Below are 24,501 nucleotides of genomic sequence, written 5' to 3'. Positions count from 1 at the left end.
GCCATGTCCGCACCTGCCCCTTCCCTGCATCCCTGGTTCACGCCGCGCAACCTGCTGTGGGCGTCCGTGGCCGTGGCGCTGGTCACCATCGTTCTCAAGACGCTGGCCTGGTACGTGACCGGCTCGGTGGGGCTGCTGTCGGACGCCCTGGAGTCCTTCGTCAACCTGGCCAGCGCCATCTTTGCCCTGGCCATGGTCACCGTGGCGCAGCGCCCGGCGGACGACAACCACCCCTACGGCCACCACAAGGCCGAGTATTTTTCATCCGGCTTCGAAGGCATCCTGATCGTTGGCGTGTCGTTGGGCATCTTCTGGGCGGCGGGGCATCGGCTGTTCGACCCGCAACCTCTGGAGCAGGTGGGCTGGGGCTTGGTGCTCTCGGCGGTGAGTTCCGGCCTCAACGGCCTGCTGGCCTGGTTCATGTTCCGGTCCGCCCGCGCGTACCGCTCGATTGCGCTGGAAGCCGACGCCCGCCACCTCGTCACCGACGTATGGACTTCGGCCGGGGTGCTGGTCGGCATTGCCGGCGCCGCGCTCACTGGCTGGCTCTGGCTCGACGCGGTGGCCGCCATCGCCGTGGCGATCAACATTCTCAAGGAAGGCGTGTCGCTGGTCTGGCGCTCGTCCCAGGGGTTGATGGACGAGGCCGCCCCGCCTGCGGTGCAGGCACGCATCGAAGCCACCCTGCAGCAGTTCGTGCAAGGGCAGGCACCGGGGGTGCTGCGCTTTGACCATGTGTCCACGCGCCGGGCCGGCCAGCGCCAGTTCGTCGATCTGCATCTGCATGTGCCAGCCATTTGGACCCTGGGCCAGGCCGCCGACTTGCGTGGCCAGGTGGAGCGGGCGCTGATGGCCGCCGTGCCTGGCCTGCGCGCGACCATCGAACTGCTGCCCACCGATGTGGAAGCCCATTTTGACGACCCCAAGGATGTGACGTGATCAGTGTCTTGCAACGCGTGCGCGAAGCCCGCGTGGATGTGGAGGAAACCACCGTGGGCGCCATCGGCGCCGGCCTGCTGGTGCTGGTGTGCGCCGAGCGCGGCGACACCGAGGCCGAGGCGGACAAATTGCTGGCCAAGCTGCTCAAGCTGCGCATCTTTGCCGACGATGCCGGCAAGATGAACCGCAGCGTGCAGGACGTGGCGGGCGGCCTGCTGCTCGTGAGCCAGTTCACGCTGGCGGCCGACACCACGGGCGGCAACCGCCCGAGCTTTACCCAGGCTGCGGCACCCGACGACGGGCGCCGCCTGTTCGACTACCTGGTGCAGCAGGCGCGTGCCCTGCACCCGGTGGTGGCCACCGGCCGCTTCGCCACCGAGATGCAGGTGCACCTCGTCAACGACGGGCCGATCACGATCCCGCTGCGCATTGCGCCTGCGGCACCCCTCGCATAGGAAGGGTCAGGCCCCGACGAGCTTCTGGAACGACCCGAGCACCGCTGGGCCGTTGAAAGGCTTGACGATCCAGCCGCGGATGCCGGCGGCCTTGCCGCGCTCCTTCATCGCGGGCGAGTTCTCGGTGGTCAGCATCACGATGTTGACGCCGCTGTTCTTGAGCTCGCTGCGCACTTTCTCGGCCATGGTCAGGCCGTCCATGTGGGGCATGTTCACGTCGCAGACCACGAGCTTGATGCGCGGGTCCTGCTGCAGCTTGGCCAGGCCATCGCGGCCGTCCACCGCGTAGGCGATGTCGAATCCGTTTTTGCCCAGGAAGCCGCCGACTTCGTTGCGCACGGTGCTGGAGTCGTCAACGACGAGGATGTTGGCCATGGTGCGGGTCCTTCAAAAATGGTCAGAAAAATTCCAGTTCGCCCGCTGCCTCTTCGACCTCGGGGGCCTTCCAGTCGAAGTCCATGGGGGTGTAGGCACGGGCGCACAGGGTGGCATGCAGCGGCAGGCCGCCGGGCATGTCGATGCGGAAATGCTGCAGGTGGTCGGTGCCGATCTGCGCCATGTGCGGCAGGCTGCGGATGTCCAGGATCTGCGGGGTCGACAGGCCCAGGCAGTCGTAGAAGGCGCCCAGTTCGCGGTTCATCGCGCCACAGCACATGTTGCCGATCTCGCAGATGGCGTCGATGAATGGCTGCGGGCCCAGCCCGTGTTCGTCCTGCCCGACCATGCCTGCGATCCATGCGCGTGTGCGCGCATCGTGCGAAAAGTGCAGCGCCGCGATGACGCGAAACGAGTAGGACGCGATCGAGAGCACCGCCATGTGGGTGAGCGACTCCTGCGCCACCGCAGGCACCGTGCAGACCTGCACCTCCGAAGGTTGCGGCCCCATGCTCTGGCGCAGGCCTGCGATCATCATGCGGTCCAGGCTGTCCCTGGCGCGTTGGCTCAGCGTCATGGCGGCGGGCTCAGGAGGACAGGGCGGCCTGGATCTTGCGATTCGTCAGCGCGAGCCCCATGGACGCATTGATGATCATCTTGCCGCCGGCCTGCATGTCCTGGAAGGTGGTGGTGGCGATCAGGTCGTTCTTGTAGAGGTTGTCCCGGTAGTGCTTGGACAGGGCCTCGGCGTTCACCGACAGCGTGCGCATCTCGTTGGCCACCACAGCGAAGCCGCGCCCGGCGCCGCCCGCGCGCGCCGCCTCGATCGAGGCGTTGAGCGCCACGATCACCATCTGGCGCACGATGCGCGCGAACTCGTCGTTCTTCTCGTGCATGTCCTTGTTGTGGGCCACCAGCTTGCTCATGTCGGCATGCCAGCGCTCGAAGGTCTTGCTGATGCCCTGCAGATCGGCCAGCGCCTTGGCCAGCGTCTGGCTGTGGCCCATGGCGCCCTGCACCACGGCCTGCGTCTGTTGGCTGGCACTGTGTTCGATCAGGCGCTGTTCCTGCTCCCACTGCCCGATGGCTTCCTGCATGCGCGCCTGTGCCTGCTGCAGCGCGCCGTGCAACTGATCGATCTGGGACTGGAGCCGGGCGTTCTCGCTCTGCACCTCCCATTGCGCATCCCTGCCCAGGTCCTCGGTCTGCAATGCGGCCGTGCGCAGCCTGCGGCCGCACATCCACCAGCCCGCCACGGCGCCCAGGGCGCAGCCGCACAGCAGAATCAGCACTTCCATCATTGCGCTTCCTTCTCGGCGTGCTCCGCCGGGGCGCGGTGTGCCACGCCGTACTGGGCGGGCAGGTGGATCACGGTGTGGAACGGTGTGTGGCCTGCCTGCCCATGGGTCGGCTGGAGTTCCAGCGCGATGCTGCCGCCCACGGATTCGATGAAGGCCTTCACCGCGTCCATGCCCACGCCACGTCCCGAGATGGCGGTCACTTCGCTGGCTGTGGAGAAGCCGGGCGCAAAGATCAACTGCGCCGTCTCGGCCGCAGCCAGGGCGCTGCCTTCCTGCACCAGGCCCGAGGCAATGGCTTTTGCGCGGATGCGGTCCAGGTCCAGGCCCCGCCCGTCGTCGGACAGCCGCAGCGTGATCCGGCCGTCCGCCTGGTGCAGCGCGATCTCGATCCGGCCCTGTTGCGCCTTGCCTTGCGCGGCGCGCTCCCGCGGGGCTTCGATGCCATGGTCGAGCGCATTGCGCAGCAGGTGCATGAAGCTGTTGCGCAGCACATCGGTCACCTGGGTGCGCAGCACGACGCCGCCATCGGTGATGACGACCTTGGGCGCCTGCTTGCCCAGTTCCTGCGCCAGGTCGGACAATGAGGCCACCACCGTCTCCAGCACGTCGTGCAGCGTGTGGGTGCCCAGCAACTGCAGCGCGTGCTGTACCTGCTCCAGCATGGCGTGCGTGGCATGCGCGTCGCCGCTCTGGATGGCACTGTTGGTTGCTTGCAGCAGTTCGTCGACGCGTTCGCGCGGCACCATCAGGTACTTCTCGACGCTGCCGCGGCGCCCGGGGCCCTTGCGGCCCAGCTTGGTGTCGTTGATCTGCGCGTAGCTGACCAGCGACGCGCGCACCGCCTGCAACTCGGCCAGCAGTGCCGCGTTGTCCCAGCCAGAGAGGTCCTGGCGCAGCGCGTCGTAGCGCTGCTCGGCCGCGTGCGCCATGTCGGCCAACTGCAGCAGTCCGTAGGTTCGGGCATTGCCCTTGATGGTGTGCATGTTGCGAAACAGCTCCGCCACGGCGGCTGCACGGGCCGCCGCATCGGTGGTCGCACCATCCAGCAGGCGCTGGTTGTGCAGCACGAAGGAGGCCGAGCTGTCCACGAAGTCGTGGAATTTCTCCTGCTGCACGGCGAGCACCTCGCCGATCATCGCCAGCTCCTGTTTCTGCGCCTGGGCGGCGCGCGCGAGCTCGCGCAGTTCGGTGACGTCGCGCACGCACAGCATCAGGCGCTCGGTGCTGCCGTCGCCCGAGGCGATGGGCGACCAGGTGAGGTCCAGCACCTTGGTCTTGCCATCCGCGAAGCGCGCGCTCACCTCGCCCGGCAGCAGGTGGGCATTGAAATCGAAGTTCATGGCGTCTTCGCCGATGCAGGCATCGATGGCCGTCGTCGCTTGCGACAGGGCATCCGCTCCCAGGTCGGTATGGGCCAGCAGCACATCGGTCACACTGCGCCCCGCGAGATCGCTGGTTTCCACGATGCTGGCCAGGTGGTCCGAGTATTCGGGGTGGATCACGCCGCCGGCCTGCAGGGTCATGATGCCCTGCGGGATGGTGTGCAGCATGACCTGGATGTCGGCCGTCTTCTGGCGCACGAGTTCCGTGCTTTCCTGGATCTTCTCCACCATCAGGTTGAAGGCCGTGAGCGAGCGCCCGATCTCGTCCATTCGGGTGACCGGAACGCGGTGCGAGAAGTCCTGGCTGGTGGCAATCTCGGTCATCTTGTGCTCCATCTCACCAATGGGGCGCACGATCTGCCGGTACAGCACGAAACCGATGCCGCCCATGACCAGCACGGCCACCATGGTGATGGCAGTCAGCGTCGTCGTGGTCTGGGTCAGGTTGGCGTTCAGCGAGGCGATGGCCTGGTCCTTGCCGCGGCGCTTCTCGACCTGCACGGCCTCGATCATTTGGCCCTGCTCGCGCAGGTACTGGTCCACGGTGGCGGCCATGGTGGCCTCGGCGGCATCCTGCTGGCCCGCCAGCTTGAATTGGGCCGTGTCGTCGATGGCCTGGAAATAGTTCTCCAGGCTCATCTCGGCCTCCTTGATCAGGCCGCGCTGCGCATCGCTGTCGGCCTGGCGCATCTGCGAAGCCAGCGCGTCCTTGAGTTCGGCCTTGCGCGAGCTCAGCGCCTCGTAGGTGGCCTTGGCGCTCTCCCCGTCCGGCGCCGCCACCATGGCCATGGTGGCGATGTGCACGTCCTTGAGCTGCCCCATCATTTCCACGGACTGGATGGTGCTGGGCACCACGCCCTCGGTCACCGCCTTGACCTGCTGCGCACCCCGGGACGATTGGTAGAGCGCGAAGCCACCGATGGCACACAGCGCCAGGAAGGTGAGGGTGATAAGCAGGATGATGCGCAGGCGAACGGTCATGGGAGGGCGGTCGCTGGACCTGTAACAATTTGTGTAACTATTAGGGATTACCATTGCGCCTTCATGACAACGCCGAATGGGCTTGCTGGACTCGGGGCCATTGAGGCTGTCCATCGGCGCAGCATCAAGGACCGTGTCATGACGACTGTCATGAGAAAAAATGGCGCTGTCATGTGGCGACATTTGCGGCCTTTCGCCATTGCCGGCCATGCGGCGTGTTCAGCACGCGCAGTCGATGAATGTGGCCCAACCGCACAGACGGTCCATGGAATTTGCACTTGCCGCAGAACTGCTCGACGGGCTGAACCAGAGCGCGTGATGCGTGCCCGGGACCAGGCTGCGCTTTTTTAGCGAAGCGTCAGCGCCAGCGCGATGGGCAGGAACACCAGCGCCCCGAGGTTGCCGATCAGCACCATCGAGGCCACCTTCTCGGGTTCCTGCCGGTAGCGCTCGGCCAGGATGAAATTGATCACCGCCGGGGGCAGGGCGCCGAACACCAGCAGCAAGCCCTGCTCGCGCGGTGCCAGGCCCATGCCCCAGGCCACGGCCCAGGCGATGGCCATGCCGGCAACGGGGCGCAGTACCGCGCCGAAGAGGCCGAAGCCGACGGACTGGATGTGCGAATCCGCCAGGCGCGCACCCAGCGCGAACAGCATCAGCGGAATCGACACATCGCCCACCATGCGGATGGCCGTGAGCAACGGCGGCCACAGGTCCACGCCTGCCATGCCCACCGCCAGTCCCGCGATGGCGGCCAGGATGGAGGGCGAGGTCCACACGCTGCGCAGCCGCGCCTGGTGGTCCAGCAGCCAGATGCCGAAGGAGAACTGCAGCGCGTTCGACACCACGAACATCGCGATGGCCGGCGCCAGCGCTTCCTGCCCGAAAGCCAGCACCGCCAGCGGCAGGCCTAGGTTGCCGCAGTTGTTGAACATCATGGGCGGCACCAGCGTCTTGGGGTCCATGCGCAGCGCACGGGCCACCAGCCAGCCCACCACCCCTGTGCCCGCGATCAGCAGCAGCGTGGCCAGCAGCAGCGCCAGGTGGTCTTGCGCCCGGAAGTCCTTGCCCGCCATGGCCCCGAACACCAGGGCCGGCACGAACACCGCCAGGTTGAGCTGGTTGGCGGTCGAGAGGTCGGGCTTCATGCGCCGCCCGACGGCATAGCCCAGGGCTGCAATGGCAAACAGGGGAAACAGGATGGAGAGGATGCGCAGCAGCATGGAGGACGTGGTGGACGGCCCTGCGAGCTTAAGGCACGGGCGCCGCCGTTCACTGCCGCCAGAAGAACAGCCCCGCCATCACCAGCCCCGTGGCCACGATGCCGCCGCGCAGCCACTGCGCGGGAATGCGCCGTGCCACGCGCGCACCGCCATAGCCCCCGGCCGTGGCGGCCAGCATCATCATGAGGGCTTGCGGCCACTGCACCACGCCGCCCGCCGCATAAATGGCCACGGCAATCGCCGTGAGCAGGGCCGAGACCCCGTTCTTGAGCCCGTTCATGGCATGCAGGTTCGTCTGCCCGAGCAGGCCGAACAAGGCCAGCAGCAGGATGCCCAGCCCGCCGTTGAAATAGCCGCCATAGACCGCCACGGCCAGCAGGCCTGCGACCGCCTTGAAGCGCGAGGGCGCGCCGCCCGCGAGGCGCTGCCGCAGCCAGGGGCCGAAGGCGAACAGCGCGGTGGCGGCCAGCAGCAGCCAGGGCACCACGCGGCGGAAGGTGGCCTCGGGCGTCACCAGCAGCAGCGCCGCACCGGCGGCGCCGCCGGCCAGGGACAGCCCCACCAGCAGCCGCATCGACAGGCCCGGCGGTGGGGCCGTGTCCTCGCGAAAGCCCCAGGCCCCGGCCAGGTAGCCTGGCAGCAGCGCCACGGTGCCCGTGGCATTGGCCACCACGGGCGGCACCCCTGTGAACACCAGGGCTGGCAGGGTCAGGAAGCTGCCGCCCCCGGCAACGGCATTGAGGGCGCCGGCCACGAAGGCGGCGGTGAGCAGCAGGGCGGTTTCGAACATGGGGCTTTCACAGGGTGGACAAGCCGGTCTGGGGCCGGCGCGCCGCGCATCTTAGGTGCGGGCCTCGGGCTTTTTCGGCGTCCAAGCTCTCTACAGCGGGCTGGCCCGCACCGCGCCGGCTGCGCACGACAGGCTGCCAGGGCGCGCCAGTGTTGGGAATGGCGACGCCATGGCGCCGCGCCGTGCCTGCGCCAGGTAAAAAGTGTTTTGCGTTAAAAACAGCGATGGCGAGGGCCGTGCCCGCGCCACCCGAACCATTCCCGCACGGAGCCCATGCGCACGATCCATTTCATCAGCCACCCCGACGTGGTGATCAGCCCCCATGTGCCGATCACCCGCTGGCCCTTGTCCGAGCGCGGGCGTGCGCGCATGGCGGCGGCCCTTGCACAGCCCTGGGTGCCAGGCATCTCGGCGGTGTACTGCAGCACCGAGCAAAAGGCCATCGACGGTGCGCTGATGCTGGCCATACACCGGGGGCTGGCGCCCACGCAGGTGGCATCGCTCGGCGAGAACGACCGGACTTCCACCGGCTACCTGCCGCTGGCCGAGTTCGAGACCGTGGCCGACGCCTTCTTTGCCCAGCCGGGCCAATCGGTGCGCGGGTGGGAGACGGCTGTGCACGCCCAGGCCCGCATTGTGGAGGCCGTGGCATCCATCGCCGCGGCCGATACCTCCGCCGGGGCCCTGGCCATCGTCTCGCACGGCGCGGTGGGTGGGCTGCTCTACTGCCACCTCTCGGGGCAGCCCATCTCGCGGCACTGGGACCAGCCGGCCAATGGCGGTGGCAACTACTTCCCGATCGAGTGGGGAGAGCAGCCCCGGGCGCTGTCGTGGTGGCTGCCGGTCGATGAAGTCGCGCCTGCCCTCTAACGTTTGCGCGCCTTGGCGGGCGGGGGGGGCACAGGCTGGGTGTCGTACGGGTCGGCAAAGCCCAGCTCCTGCAGGATGGCGGTCTCGTAGGCTTCCATCTCATCGGCATCGGCCGCGCTGGTCTCGTGGTCCCAGCCCTGGGCGTGCAGCGCGCCATGCACCAGCATGTGGGCGTAGTGCTCTTGCAGGCTCTTGTTCTGCTCCTTCGCCTCGCGTTCGATCACCGGGGCGCACAGCACCAGGTCGGCCGTGACCAGGGGCTCCTGCGTGTAGTCGAAGGTCAGCACGTTGGTCGCGTAGTCCTTGTGGCGGTAGTCCTTGTTGAGCTGGCGACCCTCCTCGGCGTCCACGATGCGCACGGTGATCTCGGCATCGGTGGCCAGGGCGTGGCGTATCCAGCGCGTGACCTGGTGGCGCGGCAGCACGGCGCGGTGCGCAGCGGCGCCATCGAAACGGCCGAACTGCAGCGACAGGGAAAGTTGGTTCAAGGGCATGGGTGGGAATGTCTTGTCAGGAGCGGCCTGCTCAGGTGCGGGTGCGCGTAGCCGCGGCGCGGCGGGGGGCATCGTAGGCGTCCACGATGCGTGCCACCAGGGGGTGGCGCACCACGTCGGCGCTGGTGAAATGGGTGACGGCGATGCCCTTGACGCGCTTGAGCACGCGTTCGGCGTCGACCAGCCCGCTCATCGCCCCCTTGGGCAGGTCGATCTGGCTCACATCGCCCGTGACCACGGCGCGTGCGCCGAAACCGATGCGGGTGAGGAACATCTTCATCTGCTCGGGCGTGGTGTTCTGGGCTTCGTCCAGGATCACGAAGGCGTTGTTCAGCGTGCGCCCGCGCATGAAGGCCAGGGGCGCGATCTCGATGGCGTTGCGCTCGAAGGCCTTTTGCACCTTGTCGTTGCCCATCAGTTCGTACAGCGCGTCGTACAGTGGGCGCAGGTAGGGGTCGACCTTCTGCGCCAGGTCACCCGGCAAAAAGCCCAGGCGCTCGCCGGCCTCCACCGCAGGGCGCGTCAGCACAATGCGCTGCACGTTGCTGCGCTCCAGGGCATCCACCGCGCAGGCCACGGCCAGGTAGGTCTTGCCGGTGCCGGCCGGACCGATGCCGAAGGTGATGTCGTGCGTGGCGATGTTCTGCAGGTACAGGTTCTGCGTGGGCGTGCGCCCGCGCAGGTCGGGTCGGCGCGTGTTGAGCACGATGGCGTCGTCCGGGGCCTCCAGCAGATCGCTGTCGCCCGCCAGCATGAGCTGGATATGGTCCTCTGGGATGGGGCGCTCCGCCATCTCGTACAGCGCCTGCAGCAGCTCCATGGCCTGGGTGGCCTTGGCCTTGGGGCCGTCCACCTTGAACTGTTCGTGCCGGTGCGCAATGCTCACCTGCAGCGCCACCTCGATGGTGCGCAGGTGCGCATCGGCCGGGCCGCACAGGTGCGTGAGCCGGGTGTTGTTGTGGGGAGTGAAGGTGTGGCGCAGGATCACGCTGATAATTCCCGTCAGGCAATGGAAAAGAACGCAAGAGCGACGGCGCTGCTTGTCACGCCAGCGACGGCAAAGGACATCAATGATAGGCAAATTGACCGGCACCCTGCTGGAGAAGAATCCCCCCGAGGTGCTTTTGGACTGCCACGGGGTGGGCTACGAGGTGAATGTGCCCATGAGCACCTTCTACAACCTGCCTTCCGTGGGCGAGCGCGTGAGCCTGCTCACGCAGTTCATCGTGCGCGAGGATGCGCAGTTGCTGTATGGCTTTGGCACGGCCGAGGAGCGCCAGGCCTTTCGCGAGCTGATCAAGATCTCGGGCGTGGGCCCGCGCACGGCGCTGTCCATCCTGAGCGGCATGGGCGTGGGCGACCTGGCCCAGGCCATCACGCTGCAGGAGGCCGGGCGCCTGGTCAAGGTGCCCGGCATCGGCAAGAAGACCGCCGAGCGCCTGCTGCTGGAGCTCAAGGGCAAGCTGGGTGCCGACATGGGCGGCGCGCACAGCCACGCCGCCAGCGACGCCCAGGCCGACATCCTGCAAGCCCTGCTGGCCCTGGGCTACAACGACAAGGAAGCGGCCGCCGCCCTCAAGGCGCTGCCGGCCGATGTGGGGGTGAGCGACGGCATCAAGCTGGCGCTCAAATCGCTGGCCAAATAGTTACTGGGCTTCACGCACCAGGCGGCCGTTGGTGGCCTGTATGGGGCGCGCGTTCGGGGGTGACACGCGCTGCAGCAGGCGCAGCTGTTCGAGCCCGACGCTCACCGGCGTCTTCATCACGATGCGCAGCACGCCCTCGGTGCAGGGCGGGGTGGTCAACGAGCCTGCGTACTGGTAGTAGCGCCGGTCCTGCGGCAGCAGCTCGCCCACCGAGAGCACCGGCTGCTGGATGCGCACGCGGTCCTGGGCGTCCAGCGGCATGTGCATCCAGAGGCGGGTGATGAAGGCATTGGGGCTGCCCAGCTGCATGGGCACGCTCACCACGGCCATCTGGCCGCTCGGGCCCTGGTACACCAGTTCGGTGGCCATGGGGTAGTTCTGCAGGTGCACGCGCTCCTCTGCCGGGTGGCGGAACTGCAGGCGCAGCAGCCGCCAGGGGGCACCGCGCAGCGGCAGGATGCTGGTGCCCTCCACCTCCAGCGCCAGGCCATGCCCCGTGTTCCACACCGTGCCGCCGAAAAACTGGTTGCCGAACGGCAAGGGCTCGGCCGGGCCGGTCGCCACGTCCTGGGCCGTGATGTGGATCGGCGATTGCCGTGTGCCCTGGCTGCAGGCCGAAAAATCCGGGTGCAGGCCACCCCAGGCCTGTGGTCCCTTGTCGCCGCTGGCATGGTCCCAGGGCACCGTGCGCGGGTCGGCGGGCGCTGGCGCGGGGGCCGGTGGCGCGGCGGCCGCCAGTTCGGCCGCCCGCGACTGGATGTAGCGGCGGCTGGCGCCGGGGTCCTGCACGGCCGGGCGAGGTGGTGCCGGTGGGGCCGCTTCGGCCTTGGCAGGCCTGGGCGGGCGTTCTGGGGGAATGCGCACCTCCACGCTGGGGATGGGCTGGGCACGCCCGCGTGCGCCCCGCGCCGCCGGGGCGGCGTTCCTGGCCTTGGCGCGCTGGATGGCCTCGTCGATCCGGGTGGCCAGGGTGGCCTTGTCCTGCGGGTTCTCGATGCGGATGGTGCCGCTGGCCGCCCGGGAGGGCGGGGGCGGCGTGGTCTGTGCGGTCGCGGCAAGGGTGGCTGCGCCACAGGCAGCCAGCGTGGCCAGCAGTTGCAGCGGCCGTGGCAGGCGGGTGGGCGCAGGCATCATCTGTTTCATGGTGTGCGTCATGTATCGGCACAGTACACACTTACTTGACCCCTGGGCGGTCGCCCCGGGCGATATAGTTCCAGCCTGCCCGCCCCCGCGCGGGTATTTGCCCCCCTGACGGAACCACCGTGACCATCCAGACCGACGACTTTGCCCCCGTACCGCCGCCCAAGCGCGTGGTGTCCGCTGCGCCCGCTTCCCCGCAGGAGGAGGCCATCGAGCGCGCGCTGCGCCCCAAGCTGCTGCAGGAATACGTGGGCCAGTCCAAGGCGCGCGAACAGCTCGAGATCTTCATCGGCGCGGCGCGCAAGCGCGGCGAGGCGCTGGACCATGTGCTGCTGTTCGGCCCGCCCGGCCTGGGCAAGACCACGCTGAGCCACATCATCGCGGCCGAGCTCGGGGTGAACCTGCGCCAGACCAGCGGCCCCGTGCTCGAAAAGCCCAAGGACCTGGCCGCGCTGCTGACCAACCTGGAAAAGAACGACGTCCTGTTCATCGACGAGATCCACCGCCTCTCGCCCGTGGTCGAGGAAATCCTGTACCCGGCGCTCGAGGACTACCAGATCGACATCATGATCGGCGAGGGGCCGGCGGCGCGCAGCATCAAGCTCGACCTGCAGCCCTTTACGCTGGTGGGGGCCACCACGCGCGCCGGCATGCTCACCAACCCGCTGCGCGACCGCTTCGGCATCGTGGCGCGGCTGGAGTTCTACACCGCGCAGGAGCTCGCGCGCATCGTGCAGCGCAGCGCCGGCCTGCTCAATGCGCCCATGGACGAGGCCGGCGGCTTCGAGATCGCGCGCCGCTCACGCGGCACGCCGCGCATCGCCAACCGCCTGCTGCGACGGGTGCGCGACTACGCCGATGTCAAGGGCGACGGGCGCATCAACCTCGATATCGCCAACCGCGCCCTGGCCATGCTCGACGTGGACCCGCAGGGCTTCGACGTGATGGACCGCAAGCTGCTCGAAGCCGTGATCCACCGCTTCGATGGCGGCCCCGTGGGTCTGGACAATATCGCCGCCAGCATCGGCGAGGAGGCCGGCACCATCGAGGACGTGATCGAGCCCTACCTGATACAGCAGGGTTTTCTGCAGCGCACCACGCGCGGCCGGGTGGCCACATTGGCCGCCTACCGGCACCTGGGCGTGACCCCGCCCAGGACCGGCGGGCAGGACCTGTTCGAGGGCTGAAGGTACTGGGGGAGCTGCTCGTCCATGGCCCGCTCCAGCAAACGCCGCAAGCAGCTGCGCGAAAGCGCCAGGTCTGCACCCGTGCGCACAGGCGCCAATGTGGACTGGGCTCAGGTCAGGTGGGATGCACTCACGCCCGAGCTGAAATTCGTCATGTCCTTCAGCCAGGTGCTCCTTGTGGGCACCATGCTGCTGCACGGCTTGAGCGGCCCGGTCTATGGTCAGCTCTCCGTGTTCGTGGGGGCGGGGTTCGCGGATATGCCCGGCTGGGTCGCCTTGTGGGGCGCGACCAGCGTGTGGTGCCTGGCCGCCGCCGTGGCCACCCATCTGGCCGAGCGCTACTTGCCGTTGATGGGCCACCTGCGCTGCGCGCGCTGGCGACTGCAGGCCTATGTGGCCGCAGCTGTGCTCGCCGGCATCAGCCTGTTGCTGTGGTTGCTGAGCACGCCGGGAATGTGGGGCTCTCTGGGTGTCTGGCCCGGCCTTGCGCCGCGGTCCGAATGGCTGCTGGCTCCCTTGCCCTGGGCGTGGGAATGGATGTTGCCCGCCGCACGTGATGAGGTTCAGCGCTGGTGGCTGGGTATTGCACTGGCAAGCATCCTCCTGTCGGCGTGTTGCTTGGAACGGGGTCGGTGGCCGCGCACCGGGCTGGCCTTCATGGCCACAGCGCTGCTCGCCTCTGGCCTGTGGGCGCTGGGCGGCGCGGCCTACCACTACGTGGCCGGCCGGAGTTTCGCGGGCGTCGCCGATGCGATCGCGGTGTTGAACCTGCAGTCCCATCCGGGCCAGCGCAACGCCGATACCTTGCTATGGCTCGTCTGGGCCTGGTTTCTGCTGGGCCTGGGAGCCCTGGTCATGGTCGTGGTGCTGCATACCCCGTCGAAGGAACTGCAGAGGTCTTAGGCGCGTCGGTGACCGAGGCGCGCCTCGTGGTCGACGCTTTGTCCAGCATGCCCGCCACGATCAGCACCTGCGCGATGTAGTAGGTGGCCAGTACCCAGAGCTGCGCCAGCGGCAGGGGTTGCACGAAGCGGTTGGTGGCCAGTGTGGCATCGCTGAGCATGAAGAAGCCGGCGCCGATGGCCACCAGCCAGGCGCCGCGCCCGCCCAGCACGGCAGCGCGGCCGATGGCCTGGGCCGCCATGAGCGCGATCACCAGCACATAGGCGGCCACCGGCCCGCGCAGCGCGGCGGGCAGGCCGCCGAGCCACAGGAAGGCGTACATGCCCACGCCGATGGCCAGTGTGGCCACCAGCGCGCCGCGCCGGGCAAACCACGGAACGCCCTGGCGGAACAGCACGATGTAGCACAGGTGGGCGAGCAGAAAGCTCACCAGCCCGGGGATGAAGAAGCCGCCGAACATCAGGAACACATCGCCCGCCAGCGAGCCGGCCAGCGCCGCGATGAGCCAGCGACCTTCGGTCCTGTCGAGGTGGTTGCCATGGGCCGCCGTGCGCAGATGCTGGGCGACCACGGCGATGGCGATCACCATCGTCAGCGGCTTGAAGAGCCAGTGCCATTCCTGCAGTCCCAGGGCGCTGGTGGCGGTGGCCAGGGCGGCCGATTCGACCAGCAGCGCCATGCCCATGCCGATGCGCCCCTGCACCGCCGCACCCAGGGCCCATTGCGCGGCCAGCAGGGTGGTGAACCAGATGGCGTTGTGCACCAGCGGTGCCGTATCGGCCTGCCACAGGAAGGCCGCCACTCCCGCCAGCATGAGCGCGAACTGTACGCCCGCAAACCACTGCAGCGCGCGCGACATGGGCGGGTGGTACAGCGGCATCCGGGCGATATCGAAGGGGGGCTTGGGAAAGCGCTCTGCCACGTCGGCTGGCCGCCAGCCTGGCGGCTTGAGCCAGACACGCAGCTTGTCTGCCCAGCTGCGCGCATGCCAGCTGTCGTGCGCCAGGCCCGCATACACCTGGGCATTGGCCCACAGCGGATCCCAGCTGTTGAGCAGGCCGCGCGTGCCGTAGACGCATTTCTCCCGGTCGTCCTCGTCCTTGAAGGTTCCGAACATCCGGTCCCACAGGATCAGGATGCCGCCGTAGTTCTTGTCCAGGTACACATCGTTCACCGCATGGTGCACGCGGTGGTTGCTGGGGCTGCAGAACCAGCGGTCGAACCACCCCAGGCGCCCCACCTGCTCGGTGTGCACCCAGAACTGGTAGAGCAGGTCCACCAGCGCCACGATGGCGAACACCAGCGGCGGCACGCCCGCCAGCGCCATGGGCACGTAGAACACCCAGCCCAGCAGCGCGCCCGAGCTGGTCTGGCGCAGCGCGGTCGAGAGGTTGTAGTCCTGGCTCTGGTGGTGCACCGCGTGCGCGGCCCATAGCACGGCAGATTCGTGGCCCATGCGGTGCAGCCAGTAGTAGCAAAAATCGTAGAACACCAGCGCCAGCAGCCAGCCCGGCAGGCTGAGCCAGAAGGCGTCATTGCGCCACAGCGCCACATGCTCGAACACGGCGGTGTAGATGCCCACGCGCAGGAGGCGCGTGAACACCGCGCTGGTCTGGCTCAGCATGCCCAGGCTGATGCTGCTGATGGCGTCGGGCAGCCGATAGGTGACGCGCTGGCGCTTGTAGCCCACCGCCAGTTCGATGGCGATCAGCAGGAAGAAGACGGGTGTGGCAAGGACGATGATCTGGCTGGGGCTCATGAAGGGCGAATGCAGTGTTTCGCCGATTCTTGCCCCAATCAGGTCAGCGCGCCTCTGGCATCAACCCTGATGATGCGCTCCACCGTGCCCAGGGCCAGCCCGCCGCGCACGCCGATCAGGTGGTCGTGCAGGTTCACCGTGGGATCGCAGTGCCCGGGAATGAGCCACAGCATGCGGCCCAGGGCCGGCAGCCGGGCCTTGGGGCTCTCGGTGTAGAGCAGGCCATGTTCGTCGCCACCATTGCCGTAGCGCAGCGCGCGCTCGGGCGGCAGCATGGCCACCAAGGGCAGGCCCGAATCGATGGCATGGCTCTTGTGGCCGGCATCGCACACCGCATGGGTGTCGCGCACGGAAACCACCTGTGTCTTGATGAACAGGGCGTGCTCGAACGTGGGTTGCGCCGGCTCGCGCTCGTTGCGCGCGTAGTCGGCATCCATGAACAGGAAGGAGCCGGCCTGCAGCTCGCCGTAGACGCCGCTGGCCGCTTCATGCACCAGGGTGCCCGTGCCCGAACCCGTGATCAGGGGCACCGGAATGCCTGCGGCTTCGATGCAGTGGCGGGTGTAGGCCGCCGCGCGCACCACGCCGGCAATGGTCTCGCGCCGCTCGGCCGTGCCCGGCAGGTGCTGGGCGCGGCCGTGGTAGGCCTGCAGCCCGGCAAAGCGCAGGCGCTGGGCGTGGCGCACGATGGCCTGGGCCAGCGGCACGGCATCCTCGCCGGGGGGCACGCCGCAGCGGCCCTGGCCCACATCGATCTCCACGAACACGTCGATGCCGGCATCGCTGCCGGCCAGCGCCATGGCCTCGGCCAGGCGTTCGATGCCTTCGGGGTGGTCCACTGCCAGCGCCAGGCGCCCGCCGCGTGCGGCCAGCTGGGCCGCCAGCCGCGCCACGCGCAGCAGCTTGGGGCCGGCCACGACCTGGTTGCTGATGTAGATGTCGGTCACGCCGCCGGCGGCCAGGGCCTCGGCCTCGGCCACCTTCTGCACGCACACGCCCTGGGCCCCGGCCTGCTGCATCAGCAGGGCCAGCTCGGCGCTCTTGTGCATCTTGGCATGGGGGCGCCAGCGCACCCGGTGCTTGCGCGCGAATTCGGCCATGCGCTGGATGTTGCGTTCCATGGCATCGAGGTCCACCACCAGCGCGGGCGTGTCGATCAGGTCCACCCGTGCGCCGATGCTGGCGCGCAGGGCTTCAGGCAAGGGTTTCATCGCGGGCCGCGTTGTCCAGGTGTTGGGTATCGGCCCAGCCGACCAGCGTGAGGCCATCGGGTGTCCAGAGCAGGCGGTTGATGGCCGCGTTCGACAGCTGCCAGGTGCGCGGCGCCTGGATCTCCTGGCGCGTGGCCAGGCGGTACAGCACGTCAAGCACGCCGCCGTGGGCCACCATCAGCACCTGCTCGCCGGGGTGCTTTTCGGCCAGCGCGAACACCGTGCGCTCGATGCGCTCGCGCAGCATGACCAGCGATTCGCCGCCTTCGGGCACGTAATCGGGGTCCCGCTTGCGCCAGCGCCGCGCGTCCTCGGGCAACTCCGCCTCGATCTCGGCGAAGGTGCGGCCCTGGAAATGGCCGAAGCTGCGCTCGCGCAGGCCGGTCTCGGGCGTGATGGGTGCGCCCGTGGCGTCGGCCACGGCCTGGGCCGTGGCGAAGGCGCGTTGCAGGTCGCTGGCGTAGATGGCGTCGATGGGCTCGTCCGCCAGGGCCTGCGCCAACTGCTGTGCCTGCCACTGGCCGGTCTCGTTCAAAGGGATGTCCAGGTGGCCCTGGATGCGGGTGTCCACGTTCCAGGCGGTTTCGCCATGGCGTACGGCAATGATGCGGGTGGCTTGCATTCAGATGGGGTCAGGGTGGGGGCGCGAAGGGAATGCGCACCTGGCGCGGGCCGGCGGGCGGTTGGGGGAAGCCGGTGAGGGCCGCGTCGAAGAGGATGCCGAACACGGCGGGGTCGGCCACCCACACATCCTCGTGCACGGCCGAGGTTTCGTAGACGCTGGCCTGCGTGGCCGTGTCGCGCATCACCAGGCTCACCGCGCGTCGATGCAGCGGCGTGGGCTCGCCCATGCGCCACAGGCCGCCCATGCCCCAGCCGCGACCGTACCAGCCACCGCCAAAGCCCCAGGGGTAGGGGCCGTAGAAGCCGTGGGGGCCGTAATAGGGGTCATGGCGCGGCACCGTGCCTGCCTGAACGCCGATCTGCACCAACAGCTTCGGGGCGGCATCGTCGCGCTGCAGGCCAATGCGGCCCAGCGACTGCTCGGCCAGCGCGGCAATGGCGTCGAACGCCGGGGTCTGCTGCGAGGGCAGGCGGTCGATGCGGTAGGTGGCCGGGCTGGGCACGGCGGCCAGGGTGGAGAAGCTCTGCACCTGGCCTTCCACCACGCGGGTGGTGCTGCAGCCGGCCAGGGTGGTCACTGCTGCGCACAGCAGCAGGGCGGGAATCCAGCGACGGGTCATGGTTGTCTCCGGGGATGGGGTCAATCCACCTTGGAGTGTGCTCCTGTCGCCGGGGTTCACGACAGCTGCACCACCTGCACACCTGGTAACGACGGGCTGGGCGCCGAAAACTCTTCCTTGTCGAAGGCCTTGTCGCCGTCATCGCTGGCCACACCCGTGGCGCGCGCGTTCTTGAAGTCGTACTGGCTGCCGTCCAGCAGGTGCGAGGGCACCACGTTCTGCAGGGCGTTGAACATGTTCTCCACGCGGCCGGGGAATTTCTTCTCCCACTCGCGCAGCATCTCGCCCACCTGCTTGCGTTGCAGGTTCTCCTGGCTGCCGCACAGGTTGCACGGGATGATGGGGAAATTGCGCTGCGCGGCCCAGCGCGTGGTGTCCTTCTCGGTCACGTAGGCGAGCGGGCGGATCACCACGTGGCGGCCATCGTCGCTGACCAGCTTGGGCGGCATGCTCTTCATCTTGCCGCCAAAGAACATGTTGAGCAGCAGGGTCTGCAGAATGTCGTCGCGGTGGTGGCCCAGCGCGATCTTGGTGCAGCCCAGCTCGTCGGCCACGCGGTACAGAATGCCCCGGCGCAGGCGGCTGCACAGGCTGCAGGTGGTCTTGCCCTCGGGAATCAGGCGCTTGACGATGCTGTAGGTGTCCTCGTTCTCGATGTGAAAGGGCACGCCCGTGCTCGCCAGGTACTCGGGCAGCACATGCTCGGGAAAGCCGGGCTGCTTCTGGTCCAGGTTCACGGCCACCAGGTCGAAATGAATAGGCGCGCGCGCCTTGAGCTTTTGCAGGATGTCCAGCAGGGCATAGCTGTCCTTGCCGCCGGACATGCAGACCATGACCTTGTCGCCCTCTTCGATCATGTTGAAGTCGACGATGGCCTTGCCGACCTCGCGGCACAGGCGCTTTTCAAGCTTGTGCGCCTCGCGCTCGATCTTCAGGCGCGCAGGGCCCGATGCAGCCGCAGCCGCATCGGCGCCGGTGTCTGCCGCTTCGGGGGGCTCGGCGGTCCAGCCGGCCCGTTGGGGTTCGTTCATCACTGCGCTCATGGAAGGGGCTCTGGGGTCTGGTGAAAGCGGGGCCCGCCGGGCGCCCGGACAGGGTGCGCTCGCGCTGGGGCCAAAAAGACAGGAATAAACCCAATTGTCGGCGAAACCGCCCGCCCATGGGCTGGAGCGGGCTCTCCAGTGCGGGCAAAGCCCCGGTGCAAGCGCTATTTTTCTGTTTCCGCCGTCTCGCCTTCAGAGGATGCACCGCCTTGTTGGAGGGGTGCGGCCCGCTCTGCCAGCCACAGCCGCATGTCGCGCTTGCCCTTGGCATTGGCGCGGCGCCAGGCCTCGCGGGCCAGTGCCAGGAAGCGTTCCTCCCCCGGGTCGGGGTGCTGCGTGGCGTGCTCAGTGTCGAGCCAGCCGCTGTCCACCTGCGCATGGCGCTCGATCTGGCGTGCCAGCGTGTCGCCGATGGGGCGCGAGCTCTTGATCTGGCTCCACATGCTCGGGGAGATTTCGAGCGAGGCGGCAAAGGCCTGGTCCAGCCCCTTGGCCGGCTTGCCGGCAGCGATCTCTTTTTCGAGGAACAGGCGGTGCAGCGCCAGCACGTTGGTGCGGCGGATGACGGTGAGGGGAGGCGGGGTCACAAAGAAAAAACAACAAACGCAGAAAAAAGATTGTGCAGGGTGTTGACGGGTAAGTAAAGACTATTTACAGTCCATTCCCATCAGGACTCTCTGTCCTCCTCGAATTCACCACCGAACCGACCTACCGCCGAAAGACCACCGTGAAAGCCTGCCGCACCGCCATCCTCCACCGCTCCCGCCAGGGTGCCGTGGCCGTGCGCGGGGCGTTGGTTGCGCGCACGTTGTCGTCCATGCCATCCCATGCAAAGCGACTGCCATCGCAGCAGCGCACCTCGTATTTGCAGGGCAATGGCAGCCAGCCGCAGTGGCTGGGCAATGGTTTCGAGGATACCGCGCCCCCCCCGGGCGGAGGTTGCAGCGCAGGGCAATAGCCCACAGGCGCTCTCCCTCCCGATCTCTTGATCAAGAGGCCCGGCAACCAGGTGGTTCCGGGCCTTTTTCATTGCCGGCCGTTTTTTTTCAATTCCCCTTCTTTTCCCGCAGCGCCAGCCGCTGCCCCCGCAGGCATCGACCCGCCGGGGACCCAGGTTCTTTAACAGTTCGCTGCAGGCGGTCTGCTCCACCAGAGCGACGACCGGCCTGCCCATCGAAAGCAGAGAGGCAGGCGTGTGCAACACCCCGACCCTCTCTCCATTTCGGGTGTGCCTTTGCTTTTCACCGCCGGACCCGGCCGCATGCGCGGCCCGGCGGGATGTGCTGGGATTGATCACCCAGTGCAGCGACGTGCATGCGCAGTTACTTCGGAACTGTGGTCGCGTGAAGACACAACCGAAATGGAGATGCGCTCAGGCAGGAGTGCCTGATATTTCGTTTTTCGCTTTCTACGCGTGTAGCTCAACTGGCAGAGCACCGGCCTCCAAATCCGACGGTTGAGGGTTCGACTCCTTCCGCGCGTGCCAATCTTTTTCCTGGCCATGGCCAGGCATGCCGTAGCAGCCCTGTCGGATTGGGGCGCCTGGTCTTCGTGCCAGGGATTGCAGGTTCGACTCCTGTCTGCGGCTCCCTCCCTTTTTCCCCTTTTCCCTTTTGCTGACCGGTCGCCAAGTGGTAAGGCAGCGGATTTTGATTCCGCCATTCGGAGGTTCGATCCCTCCCCGGTCTGCCCTTTTTCCCTTCACCAACCCCCCCTCATTTCTATTCACCACACCGCTTTCCAGGAGACCACCATGGCCACCCCTATCCAGATCACTTTCGGCGCCCGGCAGCGGCGCCGCCCCGGCCTCATCGCAGGCTGGGTTGCACGCCTGGCCCTCGTGCGTGCGCGCGCTCAGCGTGGCGCCAGTGCGGCGGCGGCCGCCCGCCGCCTAGAGCACCTCGACCTCGACCAGCGCGTGCGCGAGGTCGGCGAGTGGTAGCGGCGTGTGCGCCTGTGCGCCCGCTGCCTGCCCCACCGCATCCAACAGGGCGTCCATCGATTGCCGATGGATGCCCGCTTTTGCCATTGACTGACGGTTGTTGAAACGGGGCGTGCGCTTGGCTGGGCGGCTGCGCCCTCCATTGCCAAGCAAGAAAGGACGCCCCATGCCCCGCACCGAACCCGAAACCCTTTACCGAAAGCCCCCGGCACCCACGCCCCGCGTGCTGCAGCTGGACCTGCACGGCACGCCCCAATCCTGGATGCCGCTGGAACAAGCCGCCGTGCACTACGCCAGCGGTGCCGTGGCCTGGGATGCCGGCCTCGATGTCCTGGCCACATTGCGTGGCGGGCACAACGCCGCGACGGGCCGGCAGTCGGTGCTTCAGATCGCACCCATCATCGCCCTGCGCGGTGTGTCCAGGATCAACCTCTTTGACGTGGTGCCCGGGCTCACCAAGCGCCGCCTGCTGCGCCGCGACCGCCACACCTGTGCCTACTGCGGCGGCGTCTTCGGCGAAGAGCTGCTGCAGTGCGAGCACATCGTGCCGCAGTCGCGCGGTGGTGCCACCTCGTGGACCAACCTCGTGGCGGCCTGCGCCGGGTGCAACGGCTACAAGGCCGACCGCCTGCCAGAAGAGGCCGGCATGCGTCTCTTGTATCTGCCCTATGTGCCCAGCCGGTATGAATCCTTCCTGCTGGATGGGCGCAATGTGCGCGCGGACGTGCACGAGTGGCTGGCCAAGAGGCTGCCCAAGGGCTCCAGGCTTCATTGAGATAGCCTGGGCCTTCCCAGCCGGAGGTTAGCGGGTCGTGGTCAGTGACCACGGCCCTTTTCCGCATCCCGGCGCTCAGCCGTGGCAAGTGCCGCGAGCAATGGAACTTGCGAAGCACCCAAGTGCAGAGGATCAGGGCAAGGATGACCGGGAACGCACGGCTGCAGCTTTGCGGTTCACTCTGCGGATCGCCTCTGCGAAAGCCGTCAGGATATCCGGCTTTGCCTGTCCCATCCCTGCGGAAGAAAAGGCCGAAGGAGGGCAGAACCATGGGTGGCATGACCTTGAGCTGCCCTGCAGTTCGTGGGGTCCGGTTGGATTCCTCGGGTTGATGGCCCTAGATCCTGGCTCTTCGTCCCCACTCTCGCCTAGTCCGTTGGGAGACCCCCCGGCTCTGCCGGGGAGGCAGTAGAAGTTTGACGTATTCGTAGGTATGGATGTCCATCGCAGAAACTGCCAATCGTGAGCCGCCAAGCAAACGAAAGGAAGAACTGGATGGACAAGATAGAAAGCCTAAATCACACGAAATGGGACTGCAAGTACCACGTGGTGTTCATACCGAAATGTCGAAGAAAGACGCTGTACCTGGAGCTGCGAAAGCACCTGGGGGAGGTGTTTCGGACATTGGCGAGTCAAAAAGAGAGCCAGATAGAAGAGGGGCATCTGATGCCGGACCACGTGCACATGATGCTATCGATACCGCCGAAATACGCGGTGTCTCAGGTGGTGGGATACAACAAGGGCAAGAGCGCGATCCATCTGGCCAGGGTGTACGTAGAGCGCAGAAGGAATTTTGTAGGCCAACACTTTTGGGCGCGAGGGTACTTTGTTTCGACGGTGGGACGAGACGAAGAGGTGATCCGAAACTATATAAGGCACCAAGAGGAGGAGGACGCGAGATTGGAACAGCTTGGGTTGTGGAGGTAGCGGCCACCGGATAGGTGGCGCAAAGAGTTGGGGCCGCGTTAGCGACCCCTTTAGCCGCTTTGAGCGGCTCACATCCCGAAAGCCCCCGGCTTTGCCGGGGGATGGTTACTGCCCATAACGCGGTCTTCGAGCGAGGCCATGACGCCAAGCTGCAACGTCCAGGTTCACTCCACCGCCAGCCGTGCCGCTTCGAGGCTCGAATCAAAAACCAGTGAACGGGGCCACGCTGGCCAGGCGGAGCCCAGACCTGGGCTGTTGGGGTCCCCGTCCTGCGCAAAGCTGCCGATACTCTGAATCATCTTTGCCGACAAGTCGAGCCGGCCCGCCTTGTTCGCCCGATTGAACGAGATGTTCGAGTAGAGCGATGGCCCGAAATTGCCGAAGATGAACGGCAGGTCAAAACTGTGTGCCGCGCCATAGACCTTGTCAAAAGGCGGCGGCAGCTCATCCCAGTCAAAACGGTAGTGCCAAACATCGGGCTGGCGAGACTTGAGCGCATTGAGCACATCATCCCGAAATGCAAAGAACCAGTTGCGGTCGAGTTCTGCTATGCGCGCGTTCAGCCCTGTCGTCGGCGCGTCGACCGGCAGGTATTGTGCAGGCACCCAGTCCTCGATACGGCTGGCGGGTGGGGCGTCAGGCTGGTAGCCATGGACCAGCTTGAACACCGCGGCGTCATCGAGCAGGCGGCCGCTGGTGCCGCCAAAGGCTGGCCGAGTTGCCAGTAAGGCAGGAAATAGTTTGCTTTCGTCGCGCGTATTCCCCGCCAATACCGGCACCTTGACGTAACGGCCGGCGCGGATTGCAGCGATGGGATCCGCAGGCACGACGTATCCGTCGGGGATCGGGTTGGCAGCCGACAGTCCCAGCGGTGCAAGCCGCCTGAGCACGGTGGTCAAGATGGCGTCGGGTGATAGCCCGCGCAGGTAGGCGGCTAGCTGCTGGGGCGTGCGCGAAGCAATGTGTGCCTCTGCGGCAGGCCGATCAGCGGCTACACCGTCGGCCACGAGAGAATGAGTCAGCAAGGCGTTGCCCCGCGTCGCCCACACGCTGCGGGGCAAGATGGTTGCAAAGGAGCCCGGCGGCAGGGTGGCTGCCGATGAAATGCCCCCGCTGAGCGCCACCAACCGGTGAAACAAGGGCGTGGGCTTGGCAACCACCATGGGCGAGGTGAGCAGCGCGTACACGTTGACCGCCCCCGCCGACTCACCCATCAACGTGACCCGGCCAGGGTTGCCTCCAAAGGCGCCGATATTGCGCTGGACGAATTCCAGCGACTTCACGATGTCGAGCAGCGCGAAGTTGCCTGAGTCGGTAGCAGCGTCACCTGTCTTCAAGGGTGCAAGCTCCAGAAAACCGAAGACACCGAGCCGGTAGGCGACCGACACCACGACCGAGCCGGTAGCGCGTGCCAGCGTGGCGCCGTCGTACACCGGGTCCGCGGTGTAGCCGGTGATATTGCTGCCGCCGTGGACCCAAACGATGACGGGCCTCGGGGTCGATGCGGAAGCGGTGGGCGCCCAGATGTTGAGGTAGAGGCAGTCCTCCGAGCCCAATGTCTGGCCCAGCGTGCTGCCGATGGTGGCGTCGTATCGGTTGTTCAAGCCCGGCCCATACAGTCGGCCGGTCTGCATGCACGCGTTCGCAAACGACGTCGCCGCACGTGGCTGCGTCCATGCGGGCGGATCCTCAGGTGCTCGCCAGCGGCGCTGCCCCACTGGCGCGGCCGCATAGGGAATACCTTTCCAGCTGTGAATGCCACCGACCGATGCATCTTCGGCGCCGACCACAGGACCAAAGGCCGTGGGTCGTTGAAGGCCCGTGTTCACGGCGGGTGTGTGGGTGCAGGCGTTGAGCGTCAACAGTGCGCTAATGGCGAGAGCCCAGCAAGTCGAGGAGGATTTCATCATGCGC

At 67.2% G+C, this 24,501-nt stretch carries 25 protein-coding genes and 3 tRNA genes; 12 read left to right on the top strand and 16 right to left on the bottom strand.

The window, feature by feature from the left end; translation table 11 throughout:
* The first annotated feature begins 3 nt into the window (after nucleotides 1-3).
* Together U5N23_RS17070 and dtd are read left to right on the top strand one after the other, a co-directional pair.
* Complete coding sequence (locus tag U5N23_RS17070) at nucleotides 4-939, top strand: cation diffusion facilitator family transporter (protein ID WP_322593975.1); 936 nt, start codon at nucleotides 4-6, stop codon at nucleotides 937-939.
* Entirely contained in the window at nucleotides 936-1,394 is a 459-nt protein-coding gene (gene dtd, locus U5N23_RS17065) for a D-aminoacyl-tRNA deacylase (RefSeq protein WP_322593974.1), read from the top strand. Before U5N23_RS17070 ends, dtd begins: the two co-directional genes overlap by 4 nt.
* Nucleotides 1,395-1,400: 6 nt before the next feature.
* Here dtd and U5N23_RS17060 read toward each other — a convergent pair whose 3' ends face one another.
* The 6 genes from U5N23_RS17060 to U5N23_RS17035 all read right to left on the bottom strand — a co-directional run bounded on the left by U5N23_RS17060 (nucleotide 1,401) and on the right by U5N23_RS17035 (nucleotide 7,446).
* Nucleotides 1,401-1,769 carry a response regulator gene (locus tag U5N23_RS17060; protein ID WP_322593973.1) on the bottom strand — a complete coding sequence of 123 codons (369 nt, stop codon included), beginning with the start codon at nucleotides 1,767-1,769 and terminating at the stop codon, nucleotides 1,401-1,403.
* 22 nt (nucleotides 1,770-1,791) lie between these two features.
* On the bottom strand, nucleotides 1,792-2,346 hold the full coding sequence (locus U5N23_RS17055) for a hypothetical protein (RefSeq protein WP_322593972.1): 555 nt from the start codon (nucleotides 2,344-2,346) through the stop codon (nucleotides 1,792-1,794).
* A gap of 10 nt (nucleotides 2,347-2,356) precedes the next feature.
* On the bottom strand, nucleotides 2,357-3,070 hold the full coding sequence (locus tag U5N23_RS17050) for a methyl-accepting chemotaxis protein (RefSeq protein ID WP_322593971.1): 714 nt from the start codon (nucleotides 3,068-3,070) through the stop codon (nucleotides 2,357-2,359).
* Entirely contained in the window at nucleotides 3,067-5,433 is a 2,367-nt protein-coding gene (locus U5N23_RS17045) for an ATP-binding protein (protein ID WP_322593970.1), read from the bottom strand. The genes U5N23_RS17050 and U5N23_RS17045 overlap by 4 nt, the downstream gene beginning before the upstream one ends.
* Nucleotides 5,434-5,780: 347 nt before the next feature.
* Nucleotides 5,781-6,656 (bottom strand): AEC family transporter, encoded by an 876-nt coding sequence (locus tag U5N23_RS17040; protein WP_322593969.1) that lies wholly within the window; start codon nucleotides 6,654-6,656, stop codon nucleotides 5,781-5,783.
* A 49-nt stretch (nucleotides 6,657-6,705) separates the two neighbouring features.
* Nucleotides 6,706-7,446, bottom strand: a complete 741-nt coding sequence (locus U5N23_RS17035) for a sulfite exporter TauE/SafE family protein (RefSeq protein ID WP_322593968.1) — start codon at nucleotides 7,444-7,446, stop codon at nucleotides 6,706-6,708.
* Nucleotides 7,447-7,719: 273 nt separating this feature from the next.
* Between U5N23_RS17035 and U5N23_RS17030 the strand changes: the two genes are divergently transcribed.
* Nucleotides 7,720-8,316, top strand: coding sequence for a histidine phosphatase family protein (locus U5N23_RS17030; RefSeq protein ID WP_322593967.1), 597 nt, complete (start codon nucleotides 7,720-7,722; stop codon nucleotides 8,314-8,316).
* On the opposite strand, the gene ybeY is transcribed toward U5N23_RS17030, so the two are convergent.
* Both ybeY and U5N23_RS17020 read right to left on the bottom strand, forming a co-directional pair.
* Nucleotides 8,313-8,810, bottom strand: a complete 498-nt coding sequence (gene ybeY / locus U5N23_RS17025) for an rRNA maturation RNase YbeY (RefSeq protein WP_322593966.1) — start codon at nucleotides 8,808-8,810, stop codon at nucleotides 8,313-8,315. The genes U5N23_RS17030 and ybeY overlap by 4 nt on opposite strands.
* 31 nt (nucleotides 8,811-8,841) lie before the next feature.
* Entirely contained in the window at nucleotides 8,842-9,798 is a 957-nt protein-coding gene (locus U5N23_RS17020; RefSeq protein ID WP_322593965.1) for a PhoH family protein, read from the bottom strand.
* A gap of 82 nt (nucleotides 9,799-9,880) precedes the next feature.
* Here U5N23_RS17020 and ruvA point away from each other — a divergent pair, with 82 nt between their 5' ends.
* On the top strand, nucleotides 9,881-10,456 hold the full coding sequence (gene ruvA, locus U5N23_RS17015; protein ID WP_322593964.1) for a Holliday junction branch migration protein RuvA: 576 nt from the start codon (nucleotides 9,881-9,883) through the stop codon (nucleotides 10,454-10,456).
* Here the strand turns inward: ruvA and U5N23_RS17010 are convergent, their stop codons facing one another.
* Nucleotides 10,457-11,599 (bottom strand): carbonic anhydrase family protein, encoded by a 1,143-nt coding sequence (locus tag U5N23_RS17010; RefSeq protein ID WP_322593963.1) that lies wholly within the window; start codon nucleotides 11,597-11,599, stop codon nucleotides 10,457-10,459.
* A gap of 119 nt (nucleotides 11,600-11,718) precedes the next feature.
* On the opposite strand from U5N23_RS17010, the gene ruvB reads away from it, so the two are divergent.
* Nucleotides 11,719-12,783 (top strand): Holliday junction branch migration DNA helicase RuvB, encoded by a 1,065-nt coding sequence (ruvB, locus tag U5N23_RS17005; protein ID WP_322593962.1) that lies wholly within the window; start codon nucleotides 11,719-11,721, stop codon nucleotides 12,781-12,783.
* 24 nt (nucleotides 12,784-12,807) lie between these two features.
* Nucleotides 12,808-13,686, top strand: coding sequence for a hypothetical protein (locus tag U5N23_RS17000; protein WP_322593961.1), 879 nt, complete (start codon nucleotides 12,808-12,810; stop codon nucleotides 13,684-13,686).
* On the opposite strand, the gene U5N23_RS16995 is transcribed toward U5N23_RS17000, so the two are convergent.
* From U5N23_RS16995 to U5N23_RS16970, 6 genes are all read right to left on the bottom strand, one after another.
* Nucleotides 13,637-15,445 carry a lysoplasmalogenase family protein gene (locus U5N23_RS16995; RefSeq protein WP_322593960.1) on the bottom strand — a complete coding sequence of 603 codons (1,809 nt, stop codon included), beginning with the start codon at nucleotides 15,443-15,445 and terminating at the stop codon, nucleotides 13,637-13,639. The two genes, U5N23_RS17000 and U5N23_RS16995, sit on opposite strands and share 50 nt — an antisense overlap.
* A gap of 38 nt (nucleotides 15,446-15,483) precedes the next feature.
* Nucleotides 15,484-16,656, bottom strand: a complete 1,173-nt coding sequence (locus U5N23_RS16990) for a DSD1 family PLP-dependent enzyme (RefSeq protein ID WP_322593959.1) — start codon at nucleotides 16,654-16,656, stop codon at nucleotides 15,484-15,486.
* Nucleotides 16,640-17,278 (bottom strand): histidine phosphatase family protein, encoded by a 639-nt coding sequence (locus tag U5N23_RS16985; RefSeq protein ID WP_322593958.1) that lies wholly within the window; start codon nucleotides 17,276-17,278, stop codon nucleotides 16,640-16,642. The genes U5N23_RS16990 and U5N23_RS16985 overlap by 17 nt, the downstream gene beginning before the upstream one ends.
* Before the next feature lie 10 nt (nucleotides 17,279-17,288).
* The gene (locus tag U5N23_RS16980; RefSeq protein ID WP_322593957.1) at nucleotides 17,289-17,900 is read right to left on the bottom strand and encodes a DUF4136 domain-containing protein; all 612 of its coding nucleotides are present in this window, start codon (nucleotides 17,898-17,900) and stop codon (nucleotides 17,289-17,291) included.
* Between the two features lie 56 nt (nucleotides 17,901-17,956).
* Nucleotides 17,957-18,943 (bottom strand): tRNA 2-thiocytidine(32) synthetase TtcA, encoded by a 987-nt coding sequence (ttcA, locus tag U5N23_RS16975; protein ID WP_322593956.1) that lies wholly within the window; start codon nucleotides 18,941-18,943, stop codon nucleotides 17,957-17,959.
* Between the two features lie 164 nt (nucleotides 18,944-19,107).
* Nucleotides 19,108-19,530 carry a hypothetical protein gene (locus U5N23_RS16970; protein ID WP_322593955.1) on the bottom strand — a complete coding sequence of 141 codons (423 nt, stop codon included), beginning with the start codon at nucleotides 19,528-19,530 and terminating at the stop codon, nucleotides 19,108-19,110.
* 823 nt (nucleotides 19,531-20,353) lie between these two features.
* Here U5N23_RS16970 and U5N23_RS16965 point away from each other — a divergent pair.
* From U5N23_RS16965 to tnpA, 6 genes are all read left to right on the top strand, one after another.
* Nucleotides 20,354-20,429: transfer RNA gene (locus U5N23_RS16965), tRNA-Trp, on the top strand.
* A gap of 27 nt (nucleotides 20,430-20,456) precedes the next feature.
* A tRNA-Glu gene (locus U5N23_RS16960) sits at nucleotides 20,457-20,531 on the top strand.
* A gap of 30 nt (nucleotides 20,532-20,561) precedes the next feature.
* A tRNA-Gln gene (locus U5N23_RS16955) sits at nucleotides 20,562-20,632 on the top strand.
* A gap of 64 nt (nucleotides 20,633-20,696) precedes the next feature.
* Nucleotides 20,697-20,885, top strand: coding sequence for a short-chain dehydrogenase (locus U5N23_RS16950; RefSeq protein WP_322593954.1), 189 nt, complete (start codon nucleotides 20,697-20,699; stop codon nucleotides 20,883-20,885).
* A gap of 166 nt (nucleotides 20,886-21,051) precedes the next feature.
* On the top strand, nucleotides 21,052-21,660 hold the full coding sequence (locus tag U5N23_RS16945) for an HNH endonuclease (RefSeq protein WP_322593953.1): 609 nt from the start codon (nucleotides 21,052-21,054) through the stop codon (nucleotides 21,658-21,660).
* Nucleotides 21,661-22,155: 495 nt separating this feature from the next.
* Entirely contained in the window at nucleotides 22,156-22,587 is a 432-nt protein-coding gene (tnpA, locus tag U5N23_RS16940; RefSeq protein WP_322593130.1) for an IS200/IS605 family transposase, read from the top strand.
* A gap of 164 nt (nucleotides 22,588-22,751) precedes the next feature.
* Here the strand turns inward: tnpA and U5N23_RS16935 are convergent, their stop codons facing one another.
* On the bottom strand, nucleotides 22,752-24,497 hold the full coding sequence (locus U5N23_RS16935) for a carboxylesterase/lipase family protein (protein WP_322593952.1): 1,746 nt from the start codon (nucleotides 24,495-24,497) through the stop codon (nucleotides 22,752-22,754).
* Between the last annotated feature and the right edge of the window lie 4 nt (nucleotides 24,498-24,501).

The organism is Acidovorax sp., assembly GCF_034519795.1.
Lineage (GTDB): Bacteria > Pseudomonadota > Gammaproteobacteria > Burkholderiales > Burkholderiaceae_C > Acidovorax.
Note: the sequence above shows the minus strand (reverse complement) of the source record. Positions and strands in the feature narration are given on the sequence as shown.